The organism is Streptomyces sp. NPDC006510, from assembly GCF_040611955.1.
Taxonomy (GTDB): domain Bacteria; phylum Actinomycetota; class Actinomycetes; order Streptomycetales; family Streptomycetaceae; genus Streptomyces.
Window position 1 is genome coordinate 45,562 of record NZ_JBEXPH010000029.1, and the last position, 13,748, is coordinate 59,309.

The 13,748-nt window shown below is 68.8% G+C and carries 10 protein-coding genes, 1 tRNA gene and 2 pseudogenes; 4 read left to right on the forward strand and 9 right to left on the reverse strand.

The window, feature by feature from the left end; all coding sequences use genetic code 11:
- Positions 1–16: 16 nt before the first annotated feature.
- The 6 genes from thrB to ABZY11_RS12465 form a co-directional block, all read right to left on the reverse strand.
- Positions 17–934: a homoserine kinase gene (gene thrB / locus ABZY11_RS12440; protein ID WP_356479091.1), complete on the reverse strand. Its 918-nt coding sequence runs from the start codon at positions 932–934 to the stop codon at positions 17–19.
- 402 nt (positions 935–1,336) lie between these two features.
- Positions 1,337–2,407, reverse strand: a complete 1,071-nt coding sequence (gene thrC, locus ABZY11_RS12445) for a threonine synthase (RefSeq protein ID WP_356479092.1) — start codon at positions 2,405–2,407, stop codon at positions 1,337–1,339.
- A 6-nt stretch (positions 2,408–2,413) separates the two neighbouring features.
- On the reverse strand, positions 2,414–3,763 hold the full coding sequence (locus tag ABZY11_RS12450; protein ID WP_356479093.1) for a homoserine dehydrogenase: 1,350 nt from the start codon (positions 3,761–3,763) through the stop codon (positions 2,414–2,416).
- Positions 3,764–3,888: 125 nt separating this feature from the next.
- Positions 3,889–5,280 carry a diaminopimelate decarboxylase gene (lysA, locus tag ABZY11_RS12455; RefSeq protein WP_356479094.1) on the reverse strand — a complete coding sequence of 464 codons (1,392 nt, stop codon included), beginning with the start codon at positions 5,278–5,280 and terminating at the stop codon, positions 3,889–3,891.
- A gap of 26 nt (positions 5,281–5,306) precedes the next feature.
- On the reverse strand, positions 5,307–6,305 hold the full coding sequence (gene nrtL / locus ABZY11_RS12460; RefSeq protein WP_356479095.1) for an ArgS-related anticodon-binding protein NrtL: 999 nt from the start codon (positions 6,303–6,305) through the stop codon (positions 5,307–5,309).
- 55 nt (positions 6,306–6,360) lie between these two features.
- Complete coding sequence (locus ABZY11_RS12465; protein ID WP_356479096.1) at positions 6,361–6,774, reverse strand: response regulator; 414 nt, start codon at positions 6,772–6,774, stop codon at positions 6,361–6,363.
- A 238-nt stretch (positions 6,775–7,012) separates the two neighbouring features.
- On the opposite strand from ABZY11_RS12465, the gene ABZY11_RS12470 reads away from it, so the two are divergent.
- Positions 7,013–7,084, forward strand: a tRNA-Arg gene (locus ABZY11_RS12470).
- Positions 7,085–7,401: 317 nt separating this feature from the next.
- Here ABZY11_RS12470 and ABZY11_RS12475 read toward each other — a convergent pair.
- Both ABZY11_RS12475 and ABZY11_RS12480 read right to left on the reverse strand, forming a co-directional pair.
- Positions 7,402–7,779: a hypothetical protein gene (locus ABZY11_RS12475; protein WP_356479097.1), complete on the reverse strand. Its 378-nt coding sequence runs from the start codon at positions 7,777–7,779 to the stop codon at positions 7,402–7,404.
- A 548-nt stretch (positions 7,780–8,327) separates the two neighbouring features.
- Positions 8,328–8,573, reverse strand: a pseudogene (locus tag ABZY11_RS12480) (DNA-binding protein); the annotation flags it as partial.
- A 351-nt stretch (positions 8,574–8,924) separates the two neighbouring features.
- Here ABZY11_RS12480 and ABZY11_RS12485 point away from each other — a divergent pair.
- Positions 8,925–10,988 carry a DUF4157 domain-containing protein gene (locus tag ABZY11_RS12485; protein ID WP_356479101.1) on the forward strand — a complete coding sequence of 688 codons (2,064 nt, stop codon included), beginning with the start codon at positions 8,925–8,927 and terminating at the stop codon, positions 10,986–10,988.
- Between the two features lie 75 nt (positions 10,989–11,063).
- Here ABZY11_RS12485 and ABZY11_RS12490 read toward each other — a convergent pair whose 3' ends face one another.
- Complete coding sequence (locus ABZY11_RS12490; RefSeq protein ID WP_356479098.1) at positions 11,064–12,146, reverse strand: Ku protein; 1,083 nt, start codon at positions 12,144–12,146, stop codon at positions 11,064–11,066.
- A gap of 61 nt (positions 12,147–12,207) precedes the next feature.
- On the opposite strand from ABZY11_RS12490, the gene ligD reads away from it, so the two are divergent.
- Positions 12,208–13,104 carry a non-homologous end-joining DNA ligase gene (gene ligD, locus ABZY11_RS12495; protein WP_356479099.1) on the forward strand — a complete coding sequence of 299 codons (897 nt, stop codon included), beginning with the start codon at positions 12,208–12,210 and terminating at the stop codon, positions 13,102–13,104.
- 248 nt (positions 13,105–13,352) lie between these two features.
- Positions 13,353–13,748, forward strand: a pseudogene (locus tag ABZY11_RS12500) (PBS lyase); the annotation flags it as partial.

Sequence of the window (13,748 nt, forward strand, 5' to 3'; positions counted from 1 at the left end):
GGCAATCACTTCTCGGCTACGGGGCGAGCGGCAGCACACTCGCACCCGGGGCGTCGAGAGTGAGGCGATTGGCCGCCCAGCCCTCGCCCGCCAGCTGTGCGACCTTGTCGGCCGCACCGTCCTCGGCCAGTGCGAGCACGGTCGGCCCGGCACCGGAGATGACCGCGGGGACGCCGTCCGCGCGCAGTCGATTGACGAGTTCCACGCTCTCGGGCATCGCCGGGGCGCGGTACTCCTGGTGCAGCCGGTCCTCGGTGGCGGTGAGCAGCAGATCGGGGCGCCCGGTCAGGGCCTCGACGAGGAGTGCGGCACGGCCGGCGTTGAAGGCGGCGTCGACATGCGGGACCGTGCGCGGGAGCAGTCCGCGGGCGGTTTCGGTGAGGACCGGCTTGCCGGGTACGAAAACCACCGGAACGATGGATTCTGCGGGATCCATCCTGATCGCGCGCGCCGATCCGCCGTCCATCCACGCCAGTGTGAACCCGCCGAGCAGGCAGGCCGCGACATTGTCGGGGTGGCCCTCGATCTCGGTGGCGAGTTCCAGCAGCGCCGCCTCGTCGAGCCGGGCGTCGCCGCCGGTCGTCACGGCGCGGGCGGCGACGATGCCGGCGCAGATGGCGGCGGAGGAGGAGCCGAGGCCGCGTCCGTGCGGGATGCGGTTGGCACAGACGATCTCCAGGCCCCGGGGCTGTCCGCCCAGCAGGTCGAAGGCGGTGCGCAGGGAACGAACGAGGAGGTGGCACTCGTCGCGGGGCAGCGTGTCGGCGCCCTCACCCGCGATGTCGATATGCAGTCCGGAGTCGGCGACGCGGACGACGACGTCGTCGTACAGCCCCAACGACAGGCCGAAGGCGTCGAAACCCGGGCCCAGGTTGGCGCTGGTCGCAGGGACGCGCACCCGGACGGCGGCGGCTCGGAAGGCGGGACCGGCCATCGGTTGGACGACTCTCCTTGTGTGGCAGCGGGGGTGGTGAAGCGGTTTCGTGGTGGCGGGAGGTCGTGGCGGCGGGGAGTGGAATTCCGGGGAACCCGACGGCCACAACGGCCCATGCGCCGCGGCAGATGCGGCGGGGCGGGTTGGGTACAGCTTATCGAAGGAAGGTTCTGTGGCGACATAGGGCGCACAGGAGGCGCACGATGCGTGTCGCACGCCTCCTATGCGCTCTCCGCCCCGAAAAGTGGCGGTTGAGCTGGGTTCTTGCGGACGGGAGAACGCGGCTCCCGAGGGCGGACCGCGTCCCCCGTGCCGGACGACCCTCGGGCCGTGTCCGACCTGGGGTCTTTCGTTTGGATCAGGCCGGGCCCCGCGAGCCCGGCATGATCCAAACGAAACGCCCTAGACGAGGCCCAGCTTCTCGGCGGCGGTGGCCGCGTCGACCGGGACCGTGACCGGCTGCGGTGCACCCGCGACGGCCCAGTCGGGGTCCTTGAGGCCGTTGCCGGTGACCGTGCAGACGATCTTCTGGCCGCGGTCGACCTTGCCCTCTTCGGCGGCCTTCAGCAGGCCGGCCACGGAGGCGGCCGAGGCGGGCTCGACGAAGACGCCCTCCTGGGAGGCCAACAGCCGGTAGGCGGACAGGATCTGTCGGTCCGTCACCTCATCGATGAAACCGCCCGATTCGTCCCGGGCGTTCAGCGCGTACTGCCAGGAGGCCGGGTTGCCGATCCGGATCGCGGTGGCGATGGTCGACGGGTCCTTGACGATCTCGCCGCGGACGATGGGCGCGGAGCCGGAGGCCTGGAAGCCCCACATGCGCGGGGTGTGCGTGGAGATGCCGTCCCCCGCGTACTCCTTGTAACCCTTCCAGTACGCGGTGATGTTGCCCGCGTTGCCGACCGGGAGGACATGGATGTCCGGGGCGTCGCCGAGCGCGTCGACGATCTCGAACGCGGCGGTCTTCTGGCCCTCGATACGGACCGGGTTGACCGAATTGACCAGTGCCACCGGGTAGTTGTCCGAGAGCGAGCGGGCCAGCGTCAGGCAGTCGTCGAAGTTGCCGTCGACCTGGAGGATCTTGGCGCCGTGCACCAGCGCCTGACCCATCTTGCCGAGCGCGATCTTCCCCTGCGGTACGAGGACGGCGCAGACCATGCCGGCCCGCACCGCGTACGCGGCGGCGGAGGCGGAGGTGTTGCCGGTGGAGGCGCAGATGACGGCCTTCGCACCCTCCTCCTTGGCCCGGGTGATGGCCATCGTCATGCCGCGGTCCTTGAAGGAACCGGTGGGGTTGGCGCCCTCGACCTTGAGGTGCACCTCGCAGCCCGTGCGCTCGGAGAGGACCTGAGCGGGGACGAGCGGTGTACCGCCCTCACGAAGCGTGACGACCGGCGTCGTGCTCGTGACCGGAAGGCGGTCCCGGTACTCCTCGATGATGCCGCGCCACTGGTGGGTGCCCTTGCTGGTCATGGGTCCTTACTCCCCTTCAACACGCATGATGCTGGCGACACCGCGCACGGTGTCGAGCTTGCGCAGCGCCTCGACGGTCGCCGAGAGGGCGGCGTCGGCTGCACGGTGGGTGACGACGACGAGGGACGCCTCGCCGCCCACCCGTCGCCCGCCGCCACCCTGCTCGACGGCGACGTCGTCGCCGCTGCCCGGATTTCTGCCCTGCTGGCGGACCGTATCGATCGATACGCCCTGTTCGGCGAAGACCGTCGCGACCTGGGCGAGCACGCCAGGCTTGTCGGCCACGTCGAGACTGATGTGGTACCGCGTGACGACGTCGCCCATCGGGCTGACCGGCAGGCGCGTGTACGCGGACTCACCGGGGCCGGTGGCCTCGCTGAGTTTGTTGCGGCAGACCGCGACCAGGTCGCCGAGGACCGCGGACGCGGTCGGCGAGCCACCGGCGCCGGGGCCGTAGAACATGAGCTGTCCGGCCGCCTCCGCCTCGACGAAGACCGCGTTGTACGCCTCGCGGACGGAGGCCAGCGGGTGGCTCAGCGGGATCATCGCCGGGTGCACCCGCGCGGTGACCGACTGCCCGTCGGCGGCGCGCTCGCAGATGGCGAGGAGCTTTACGGTGCAGCCCATGCGGCGGGCGGACGCGATGTCGGAGGCGGTGACCTCGGTGATGCCCTCGCGGTGCACGTCGCCGATGCGCACCCGGGTATGGAAGGCGATGCCGGCGAGGATCGCAGCCTTGGCTGCGGCGTCGAAGCCCTCCACGTCGGCGGTCGGGTCGGCCTCGGCGTAGCCGAGGGCGGTGGCCTCGTCGAGCGCCTCGGAGTATCCGGCGCCGCTGGTGTCCATCTTGTCGAGGATGAAGTTGGTGGTGCCGTTCACGATGCCGAGGACCCGGTTGACCTTGTCACCGGCCAGGGATTCGCGCAGCGGCCGGACGAGCGGGATGGCACCGGCCACGGCGGCCTCGTAGTAGAGGTCCCGGCCGTACTGCTCGGCGGCGGCGTGCAGCGCGGCGCCGTCCTCGGCCAGCAGTGCCTTGTTGGCGGAGACGACGCTCGCGCCGTGCTCGAAGGCGGTGGTGATGAGCGTGCGGGCGGGCTCGATGCCGCCGATGACCTCGATGGCGACGTCGATGTCGCCCCGTTTGACCAGGGCTGTCGCATCGGTGGTGATCAGTGCGGGGTCGATGCCCTCGCGCACCTTGGAGGGCCGGCGCACGGCGACACCGGCGAGCTCGACCGGCGCGCCGATGCGCGCGGCGAGGTCGTCGGCGTGCGTCGTCATGATGCGCGCCACCTCTGAGCCGACCACTCCACAGCCCAGCAGCGCCACCTTCAGCGGACGCGTACGCATCATCCGACCTCGTTTCCTTTACATCTGTTGTATGGACCAGTCTCACTCACCGGACGAGCGTTCCTGCCATCCGTCCGGATCCTGAGACATCTACGGGGGTCCGGGGGTGTTCCCCGGGAAAATCGGCATCAGCCGACATCGAGACGCAGGAGATCTTCCTCCGTCTCGCGCCTGACAATGACACGCGCCCGACCGTCGCGCACGGCGACGACCGGCGGACGCAGGGCGTGGTTGTAGTTGCTCGCCATGGAACGGCAGTACGCGCCGGTGGCGGGCACGGCGATCAGGTCGCCGGGGGCGAGATCGGACGGCAGGAACGCGTCCTTGACCACGATGTCACCGCTCTCGCAGTGCTTGCCGACGACGCGCACGAGCATCGGCTCGGCGTCGGAGGTGCGCGAGGCGAGCGCGACGGTGTACTCGGCGTCGTACAGCGCGGTGCGGATGTTGTCCGACATGCCGCCGTCGACGCTGACGTACGTACGCAGCCCCTCCAGGGGCTTGATGGTGCCGACCTCGTACAGCGTGAAGGCGGTCGGTCCGACGATGGCGCGCCCCGGCTCGACGGAGATCCGCGGGGTGGCGAGCCCGGCCGCCTCGCACTCGCGGGTCACGATGTCGTCGAGCGCCTTGGCGATCTCGTGCGGCTCGCGCGGGTCGTCCTCGGAGGTGTACGCGATGCCGAGCCCGCCGCCCAGGTCGATCTCGGGCAGCTCCACCCCGTGCTCGTCGCGCACCTCGGCGAGCAGCTGCACCACGCGCCGGGCGGAGACCTCGAAGCCGGCCATGTCGAAGATCTGCGAACCGATGTGCGAGTGGATGCCGATGAGCTCAAGACCGTCGAGAGTGAGCGCCCGGCGCACCGCCTCGGCTGCCTGTCCCCCGGCCAGCGCGATCCCGAACTTCTGGTCCTCGTGCGCGGTGGCGATGAACTCATGGGTGTGGGCCTCGACGCCGACCGTCACCCGGATCTGTACGCGCTGCCGCTTGCCGAGCCGCTGCGCGATGTGCGAGACCCGGGCGATCTCCTGGAAGGAGTCGAGCACGATGCGGCCGACACCGGCGGCGACCGCTCGCTCGATCTCGGCGACGGTCTTGTTGTTGCCGTGGAAGGCGATGCGTTCGGCGGGCATCCCGGCGTCCAGCGCGGTGGTCAGCTCGCCACCGGAGCAGACGTCGAGGTTGAGCCCCTCCTCCTGGAGCCAGCGCACGACGGCGCGCGACAGGAAGGCCTTTCCGGCGTAGAACACGTCGGCGTCGCGTCCGAAGGCGTCGGCCCAGGCGCGGCAGCGGGCCCGGAAGTCGCTCTCGTCGAGGAAGTAGGCAGGGGTGCCGAACTCCTCGGCCAGCCGCGTCACTTCGATGCCCCCGACGGTGATCGCACCGTTCTCGTCGCGGGTGACGGTACGGGCCCAGACCTTCTCGTCCAGGGCGTTGAGATCGGCGGGCGGGGCGGTGTAGTGCCCCTCCGTCATGACATCGGCGTGACGGGGCCCGGCGGGGTGTGCGGATCGGCTCATGGTGTTGCTCTGCTCTCTCGGATCTCTCAGAGGACTTCGGGTGCGCTGATGCCGAGCAGGGACAGGCCGCCTGCCAGCACCGTCCCGGCGGCTTCGGCAAGAGCGAGCCGGGAACGGTGGGCGGCCGAGGGTTTCTCGTCACCGACGGGGAGCGGCGAAGTGCTGTCGTGGAAGTCGAAGAAGGCCAGCGCGAGGGCTTCCAGCTGCCGGGCGACCCGGTCGGGCTCACGGTGCCGGGCGGCGGCGGCGAGCACCGAGGGGTGGTCGGCGAGCAGCGCACCGAGCACGGGCGCGTCCACGCTCTCCTCGTACGCCGCGGCGAACCCGAGCTGCCGCGCGTTGCGGCCCAGCGCACGGATCCGGGCGTGCGCGTACCGCACCCGGAACAGCGGGTTGCTCTCCTGCTGTACGAGCAGCTCGTCGCTCCCCGTGCTGCGGGGCCGGTCGTGCGGGGCGGCCCGCAGCAGCGCCCAGCGCGCGGCGTCGCTCCCGAGCCGTTCGAAGAGATCGCGGTCGGCGGCCGGCACCGGCATCACATGCAGCGCCTCCCCGCCCGCCGTCCGCTCCCCGACCTCGGCCCCCTGGGCCCGGAGCAGCCGCTCGACGGTCCCGGTGACGACCCGGGCGCGGAGCTCCTCGACGGGTACGAACGAGATCGAGGTGCCGGCGAGGGCGTCCCCGTGCCCGTACGTCGTGCCGTGCGCGTCGACGGCCCGCACCAGTGTGTCGAGGCCGCGCGCACCGGCTTGCAGCGTGAAGTTCAGGAATCCCGGTCCGGTGACCTCGACGTCCCCGATCCCCGGCGCCTCCAGCACGCGTTCCCGGAGGATCTCGGCCACGTCCCTGGCCGGCAGCGCGGCGGGCCCGGCCAGCTGGAGGGCGACGGCACAGGCGTACTCCCCGCGCCCGCCGGGCCGGGTCCGCTCCACCCGCACGCGCGCGGGCACGGGCGCTCGCAGGGCGTTCTCGTCGACCGCGCGGCGCACAGCGTGCAGCACGGTCCTGGAGAGGTCGGCGGGGGTCACAGGACAAGCGTATGGGAGGAAGGGGGGCACCCCGCGACCCGGTTTCGCCATGCGGTCACCCCGCGGCGCGCTCCGCGGTCCCGGCGCTCCGTCTGTCGTCGAGCGACGGCGGCTCCTCCCGCTCCATCAACTGCCGCACGAGCCGCACCAGCTCGGTCGGCTCGAAGGGCTTCTCCAGGAAGGCGTCGACCCCGGCAGCGACGCCGTTGTCCACCTCGTACGGCGTACAGGCGCTGATGATCGCCACGGGCAGATGTCTGGTCCGTGGATCGGAACGCAGTCTGGTGGCGGTCTGCAGACCGTCCAGCCTGGGCATGACGACATCGAGCGTGATCACATCGGGGCGGACCCGATGCACCAGATCCAGACACTCGACACCATCGGCCGCGGTCACGACCTCGAAGCCCTCAAGCTCAAGGTTGACCCTGATCAACTGCCGGATGACCTTGTTGTCGTCGACAACAAGCACGCGGCCACACGCCCCTGACACACTTCGAGGGTAGGCGGGACGTAGGGGCTGCGTCCGGGTTTTGCCCATTTCCGCCCCCGGACGGGTGGCGCGACGGGTGGCCGGATGCATCCGGAGCGCACCGCACACCCCCGCCATGTGGCCCGCACCGCCCCTCCGGCGACCCGGAAATACCTGTTCACGGACACCCCGCGGAAGCTGGTAGTGTTTCACCCGTCGCCGAGCAACACAGCGATACGCCCTCGTAGCTCAGGGGATAGAGCATCGGCCTCCGGAGCCGTGTGCGCAGGTTCGAATCCTGCCGAGGGCACCTTGGAAAAGGTGTCGAGAAGGGCCCTTCGATCAGGCAACAAGCCCGATCGAGGGGCCTTTTTCATGTACGCCTTTCGCGCCGGGCCCCGTGTACGTCTTTCGTGTACGGCCCTGCCGCAGGCCCGCGCCCTCCCGTCTCCCCGCCCGGTACGCGATGCCACTCACCGTGATCTTCGAACTCAAGCAGTGGGGCACCTGGACCGTCACCGATGAGCCAAATTTCCCGAACGCCGCGTTTGCGGGCGCGACCCCAGTGGTTCCGACCCGACGCGAGCCATCTGAAATCCAGGAGGTGCGGACCGTGGTACATGCGGCCTACGCCCCCGCGTCCTCCGGCCCGTCGGAGCCGATCTGTTCGGCCCGCAGCGCCAGGTCCTGAAGCACATCGGCGGAGGAGACGTCCGTCTGCCCGGAGTCGTGCACCTGGGCCAGCATCGCGAAGGCCAGGGTGAACGCGCCGACGAGCTGCTCCACGGCGTGGCCGACCTCGTGGCCGACCAGCGTCGCGACCTCTTCGATCGAGGCGTCCTCGGGAACGGTGATCCGGGGCATCGTCTCGTTCAGGAGTACGGTCACCACGCTGGGGTCGGTGTCCAGGTCGTCGCGGTCGACATTCTCTTCGAGCAGCCGACGGATCTCGCCCGCCTCCGTGAGGATGCCCACCACCCGCTTCACCACTTCACTCTGCTCCATCCAGCGAGCATAAGCGCGCAGTCATGCGGCCGGTGATCAATCGGCGTTTCCCGCCGCCGTCCGAGAAAATGAGGCCCCGACTCTCTCCGGCAAGCGCCCCGCAGCACCCGTGCTTTCCCGGCCCGCGCCTGGTCATCCGACCACATCCGCCATCCGTTGCGGCAGCAGGCGCCAGTCCTCGACTGCACCCCGCACAAGCTGCTGAAGCCTCGCCCTCCCCTCGGATCCTCAGCAAGCCACCGACTGCCTGGCCGGCCGTCTCGTGCAATTGCTCCTTCCCTTCAAGATGTCCCGGGCCAGCGCCGCGAGACCGTCACCTCCCGTCCGCGACGCTTCCTGACAAGCCTCTTCCAGGTCTCGTCGCTGACCTACTCCACCGCCCTGTCGGCGATGGCCGCCGCGCCGCCGTCTTCTTCGAGGGTGTTCATACAGAACTCAGCCACCGCCTCCAGGCGACGGAGCTCAGGGGACAACGCGACGGCCGGCCGTAATCGCGAGGCAACGTACGCCCTGTCCCGTGACCCGGTTCTTGCAGAGCCGCCCCCAGCTCACACCTTCTCGACCAGGGCCCGGGAGTGTGTGGCCGTGAGCATCTCAATGTCCTCCACTTCGGAGGTCAGGATCGTCACGCGGCCCGGCGGCGCCGGTGCGGTCGCGCACAGCATCGCGTCGATGGCGTAGCTGTGACCGTGCAGCCCCGTTCCCCGCAGCAGTGCGGCGGCGGACTGCGCGAGAGCCTGAGTGACCGGCTCCACACGCAACCGCGACAACGCCCACCCCAGTGCGGCGTCATTCGTGCCAGGTGATTCCCAAGCTCGGAGCACGAGTTCGATGCTCGTCGCCCCCTCACGCTCTGCGGTCCGACCGCCTCTCGGGCACCTGTCCGGGAGAGCCCAGGCGTTGCCCCGTCCGGTCACACCACACTGCCCTTGGATACCTGGACCAGCGCACACTCACCGCGTATCCAGGAAGGGTTGGACACCCCACGCCGGAAAGAAGTTCCCTTGCGCGATCACGAGATCCACCGAAGCACCGGAGCCGACAACGGGCGCATCACCTCCTTCAAGCCTGCGGCCACACCACATGCGGTCCCTCTCGGCCTCCTCGCTCTTCAGGCCGACGTCGGGAACGCCGCCGTCGTCCAGATGCTCCGTCAGGCCGGCCATGTCCCAGCACAATCGGACCAGCACCAACACGGCCCCGACTGCGGCCACCAGGAAGGCCGGGCGACGGAACGACCCGCAGTACAGCGCTCCGCGGTGCACGAGGTTCTGCGCACCAGAGGCCGGCCGTTGGACAAGGCGACCCGCACCGACATGGAAGCCCGGCTCGACGCGGACTTCTCCGACGTCCGCATTCACAACGACAGCACGGCGAAGGCGTCCGCGGCCGAGATCGGCGCCCGCGCCTACACCTCCGGGAACCACATCGTCCTCGGCGACGGCGGTGGCACCAAGCACACCTTGGCCCACGAACTGACCCATGTCATTCAGCAACGTCAAGGCCCCGTCACCGGGACCGACAACGGTGCGGGGCTGAAGGTCTCCGACCCCTCCGACCGGTTTGAACGCGAGGCCGAAGCAAACGCCACACGACTGATGAGCGCCCCCAGCCCACAGGGTGAACGCCTGGACGACGAACAGAACCAGGCAGACCGATCGGCCGAGAGCGGGGAACCCACCATCCAACGAGCGATCGGGCTGGAGATCGAGGTCGACCGTCCCGTCGTCCGGCACAACGGTGAGAACGTCATGAGCGGCAACAGCACCGGATTTACCTTGGCGGAAAATCAGCAGCGCGGCATCAAGGTTGTCTCGGATGCACGCTGGCTCCCGGACAAATCGGGGCTCTACACGAATGCAGAAATCGTATCGGGGCCCGCTTCAGTACTGCCTGGCGAAGAATTCCCTCCCCTCAGTGACACGCTCGGACATCTTGAGGATGCTCACAGGCGGCTCTACGGCCCGACCGCAAGCTCCCCAAATTCCGAGAAGCAGATGAAGACTCTCTTTGCCGACGAGGGCTACGCCGCCAAAGAGGGGTTCAAGACGGCCAGAGTGGCACCCGAGAACGCACACGTGGAGCGCGGTGGACGAGACGGTGGCGGGCTGTTCGTCCATCAGACCGTGGGAGTTCCTCTGCATGGCATGGCAGGGTTCTTCACCAATGCACTCAGTGAACCTGACGGTAGAACGAACTCCGGGAACAAGATCCGCGCCACGAAAAACCATTCAGAGAGACACCTCGCCAAGTCGCTCGAATTCGGTTCGGCTCTGGCTGAAATGTATGCGACCAGCATGTTTGCGGATGATCAGGCGATTCATGTGGATCGCGAGGAACTGCGCGGGTTCGGCGCCTTGTTCTACACCCAGGTGGCCGCCTTGGCCGACAAGGGCCGCAAGGGCAGCCCCGAACTCTCCGCCGGCCAGATAAAGAACAAGACCGCTGCACTGTCCCGCGTCGGTCTCGAATCGGTACGGCTCACTCTTTCCGGGAGTGTTCAAGAATTCCTACGGGAGAACTCCGGAGAAATCGATCAGGCTTTCTGGAGACACTACGGGGAAGTCAACCCGATGAAGGAAGGCGAGAAGCCCATAGACACCGGGGACATGGAGATCTTGAACACTTACGCCACGTCCGCCCTCAAAGGTGAAGAACCCATTAAATCCGGATCTCAGAACTACGCCTTCGGCGGCATGACGGAGCTGCCGCGTCCGGACAATGTCCAGGGCGTCCCGGTGGTTCCCCTGGAACTGCGCTCATTCGGCCCCTCGCTCACGAACTTCCAGGACTTGCGAGGAGACGTCGGGCTGCTGGAGAAATGGTCCCGGGAAGCATTTGACGGCGCCCTGGCGGCACGCAACGGGCCGGCTTCCTCGTCGGCGCAACAGGAAGCGGGCGGCCAGCCGGCCGTCGCGTGGGAGGTTTTCGCCGGACAGGCAGTCGAGGAAGCCACTCGTCTCTACTACGGAGACACAAGCCGTCAACGCCAAATGGTGGCCACGCTGGTTCAGGTCGCCGCGCGCAGTGCCACCTCTCCCGAATCGCAGCAAGCGGCCGCGGAGTGCATCAGTCGCCTCATACGAATCCTCAAGAACGAGCTGCCTTTGCAGGAGGTCCGGGGAATCATGGATGCCCTGACTCCGATGGCCCCGACGGATCCCATACTGGCAACAATCAGGCGACAGTTGACAGCGCTCGGAGCATGATCGTGATGAGTGTTTCCTCGCCGTGTGCGCGGGGGCGGCAGCGTCGGCGACGGCCCGTACGAACCCGTCCCCACCTCAGGCCGAGGCACGCTTGCGGGGGGCCGCCTTCTTCGTCGCCTGCTTCGATTCCGACTTCGCGGTGGTCTTCTTCGCCGTCGTCCTGGTGCCCGTCTTGGCGGCCGACTTCTTCGTCGACCGCGCGGCGGTCTTCTTGGCGGGCGCCCTGCTCGATGCGGACTTCTTCGTGGTCGCGGCCGTCTTCTCGGCGGCCTCGGTGGCCTTCTTCTTCGCCCCGGTTCCGCCGGACTTCTTGCGGCCGCTGAGCGAGGTGACCTTGGCCACCGGGGCGTCCGCCGACTCCTCCTCGGCCTCCGGCTCCTCGCCGCGGGCCTCCTTCGCCGCCCGGACGCTGCTCTCCAGGGCCGCGATCAGGTCGATGACCTTGCCGCCGGACTCGTCCGCCTCCGCCGGCTCCAGGGTCCGGCCCTCCGCCTTCGCGGCGATCAGTTCCTCGACGGCCTCGCGGTAGTCGTCGTGCAGCGAATCCATGTCGACCTCGCCGAGGGTTTCCATCAGCGCGTCGGCCAGGTCGAGTTCGGCGTCGCGGACCCTGACCTCGGTCTCCGGGGCGACGCCCTCCGGGCTGCGGATCTCGTCCGGCCAGAGCAGGCCGTGCATGGCAATCACATCGTCGACCACCCGCAGCATGCCGAGCCGCTCGCGGCCGCGCAGCGCGTACTTCGCCACGGCGACCTTCCGGCTCCGCTTCAGCGCCTCACGGAGCAGCGTGTACGGCTTGGCCGCCGGGACCCCGTTGGCGGAGAGGTAGTACGCCGCGTCCATCTGGAGCGGGTCGATCGAGGCGGCCGGCACGAAGGCCACGATCTCGATCGTCTTGGCCGTGGGCAGCGGAAGCGAGCCCAGGTCCTCGTCGGTGATCGGGATCATCGAACCGTCGGCCTCCTCGTACGCCTTGCCGATCTCGGCGGCGGAGACTTCCTGCTCGTCGATCTCGCAGACCTTCCGGTAGCGGATCCGGCCGCCGTCGGCGAGGTGGATCTGACGGAAGGAGATCGAGTGGTTCTCGGTGGCGTTGACCAGCTTGATGGGGATGCTGACCAGCCCGAAGGAGATGGCGCCGTTCCATATGGACCTCACCGTTCACCCCTTGTGTCCGTGTAGATACCTATAGGTCCGTGAATCATGTGATTCTTATCGTATGACGCCGATCACAGAGGTGGAGGGGCGGCGGCTGGCGCTCAGCAATCTGGACAAGGTGCTGTATCCGGCCACCGCGACCACCAAGGGCGAGGTGCTGCACTACTACGCGGCCACTGCCGCGGGGGCCCTGCTGACACATCTGCGCGACCGGCCCGTTTCCTTTCTGCGCTATCCGGACGGGCCGGACGGACAGCGCTTCTTCACCAAGAATCCGCCGCCGGGTACGCCGTCCTGGGTACGGACCACCCCGGTGCCGCACCACGAGGACAAGAAGGCCAGGCAGGTGGTGGTGGACGATCTGGCCTCGCTGATGTGGGCGGCCAATCTGGTGGTGGAGTTCCACACCCCGCAGTGGCGGGCCGATGCGCCGGGGGTCGCCGACCGGATGGTGTTCGACCTGGACCCCGGCGCGCCCGCGACCGTCGTGGAGTGCTGCGCGGTGGCGCTGTGGCTGCGCGAGCGGCTGGCGGCGGACGGGTTGTGCGCGTACGGGAAGACGTCCGGGTCGAAGGGGCTGCATCTGCTCGTACCGCTGGAGCCGACCCCCTCCGATCGGGTGTCGGCCTACGCGAAAGGGCTGGCCGTCCAGGCGGAACAGGAGCTCGGCGACCTGGTCGTGCACCGGATGGGGCGGGCGCTTCGGCCGGGGAAGGTGTTCGTCGACTTCAGCCAGAACGCGGCGGCGAAGACCACCGCCACCCCGTACACGCTGCGCGCCCGGCCCGAACCGACCGTGTCCGCGCCCGTCACCTGGGCGGAGATCGAGGAGTGCCGGGCCCCCGGGGAGCTGGTCTTCCTGGCGGACGGGATGGGGGCACGGCTGGAGCGGTACGGGGATCTGCTCGGGCCGCTGGCCGATCCGGACCGGGCCGGACGCCTGCCCGACGCCCGGTAGGCGCGCGGTCGGACGGTCCGCTTCCCCGGTCCGGGCCGACCTGGGGCAGGGGCAGTTGGATCGTGTGGGGTTTTTCTGCCGTCCCGTCACCGGACACGGCCGTTTCGCGCCGGTCCGCCGATAGCGCATGGCATGGACATTTGTCATGCTCGCCAGGAAAAGACCGCATGTGGAGGGCGGATCGTCCGACCCGTGGTGCACACTCCTCGCAGACACTGCTTCGTTGAAATGCGTGGGGAGGCGATGGGGTGTTCGCAGGGATCGACGAGGTCGACTGGGCCTCGATGGAACATGCCTACGGGCCGGCCGGTGATGTGCCTGCCATGCTGCGGGGTCTCGCGTCGGCCGATCCGGCGGAGCGCGAGGCGTCGCTGGACGGGATGTACGGGGCGGTTCACCACCAGGGTGACGTGTACGCCTGCACGCTGGCCAGCATTCCTTTTCTCTTCGAGCTGGTCGTGGATCCGGGCATCCAGGACAGAGGCAGCATCGTCGAGCTGCTCACCAGCATCGGTGGTATCGATCTGGACGAGGACGAGATCGACGAGGACGAGATCGAGGGTGCGGCCAACTACGCGATGGCGGCGACCGCCGTCACCGCGGGCGCCGGGGTCTTCTTCGAGCTGATGGCCGACGAGGACCCG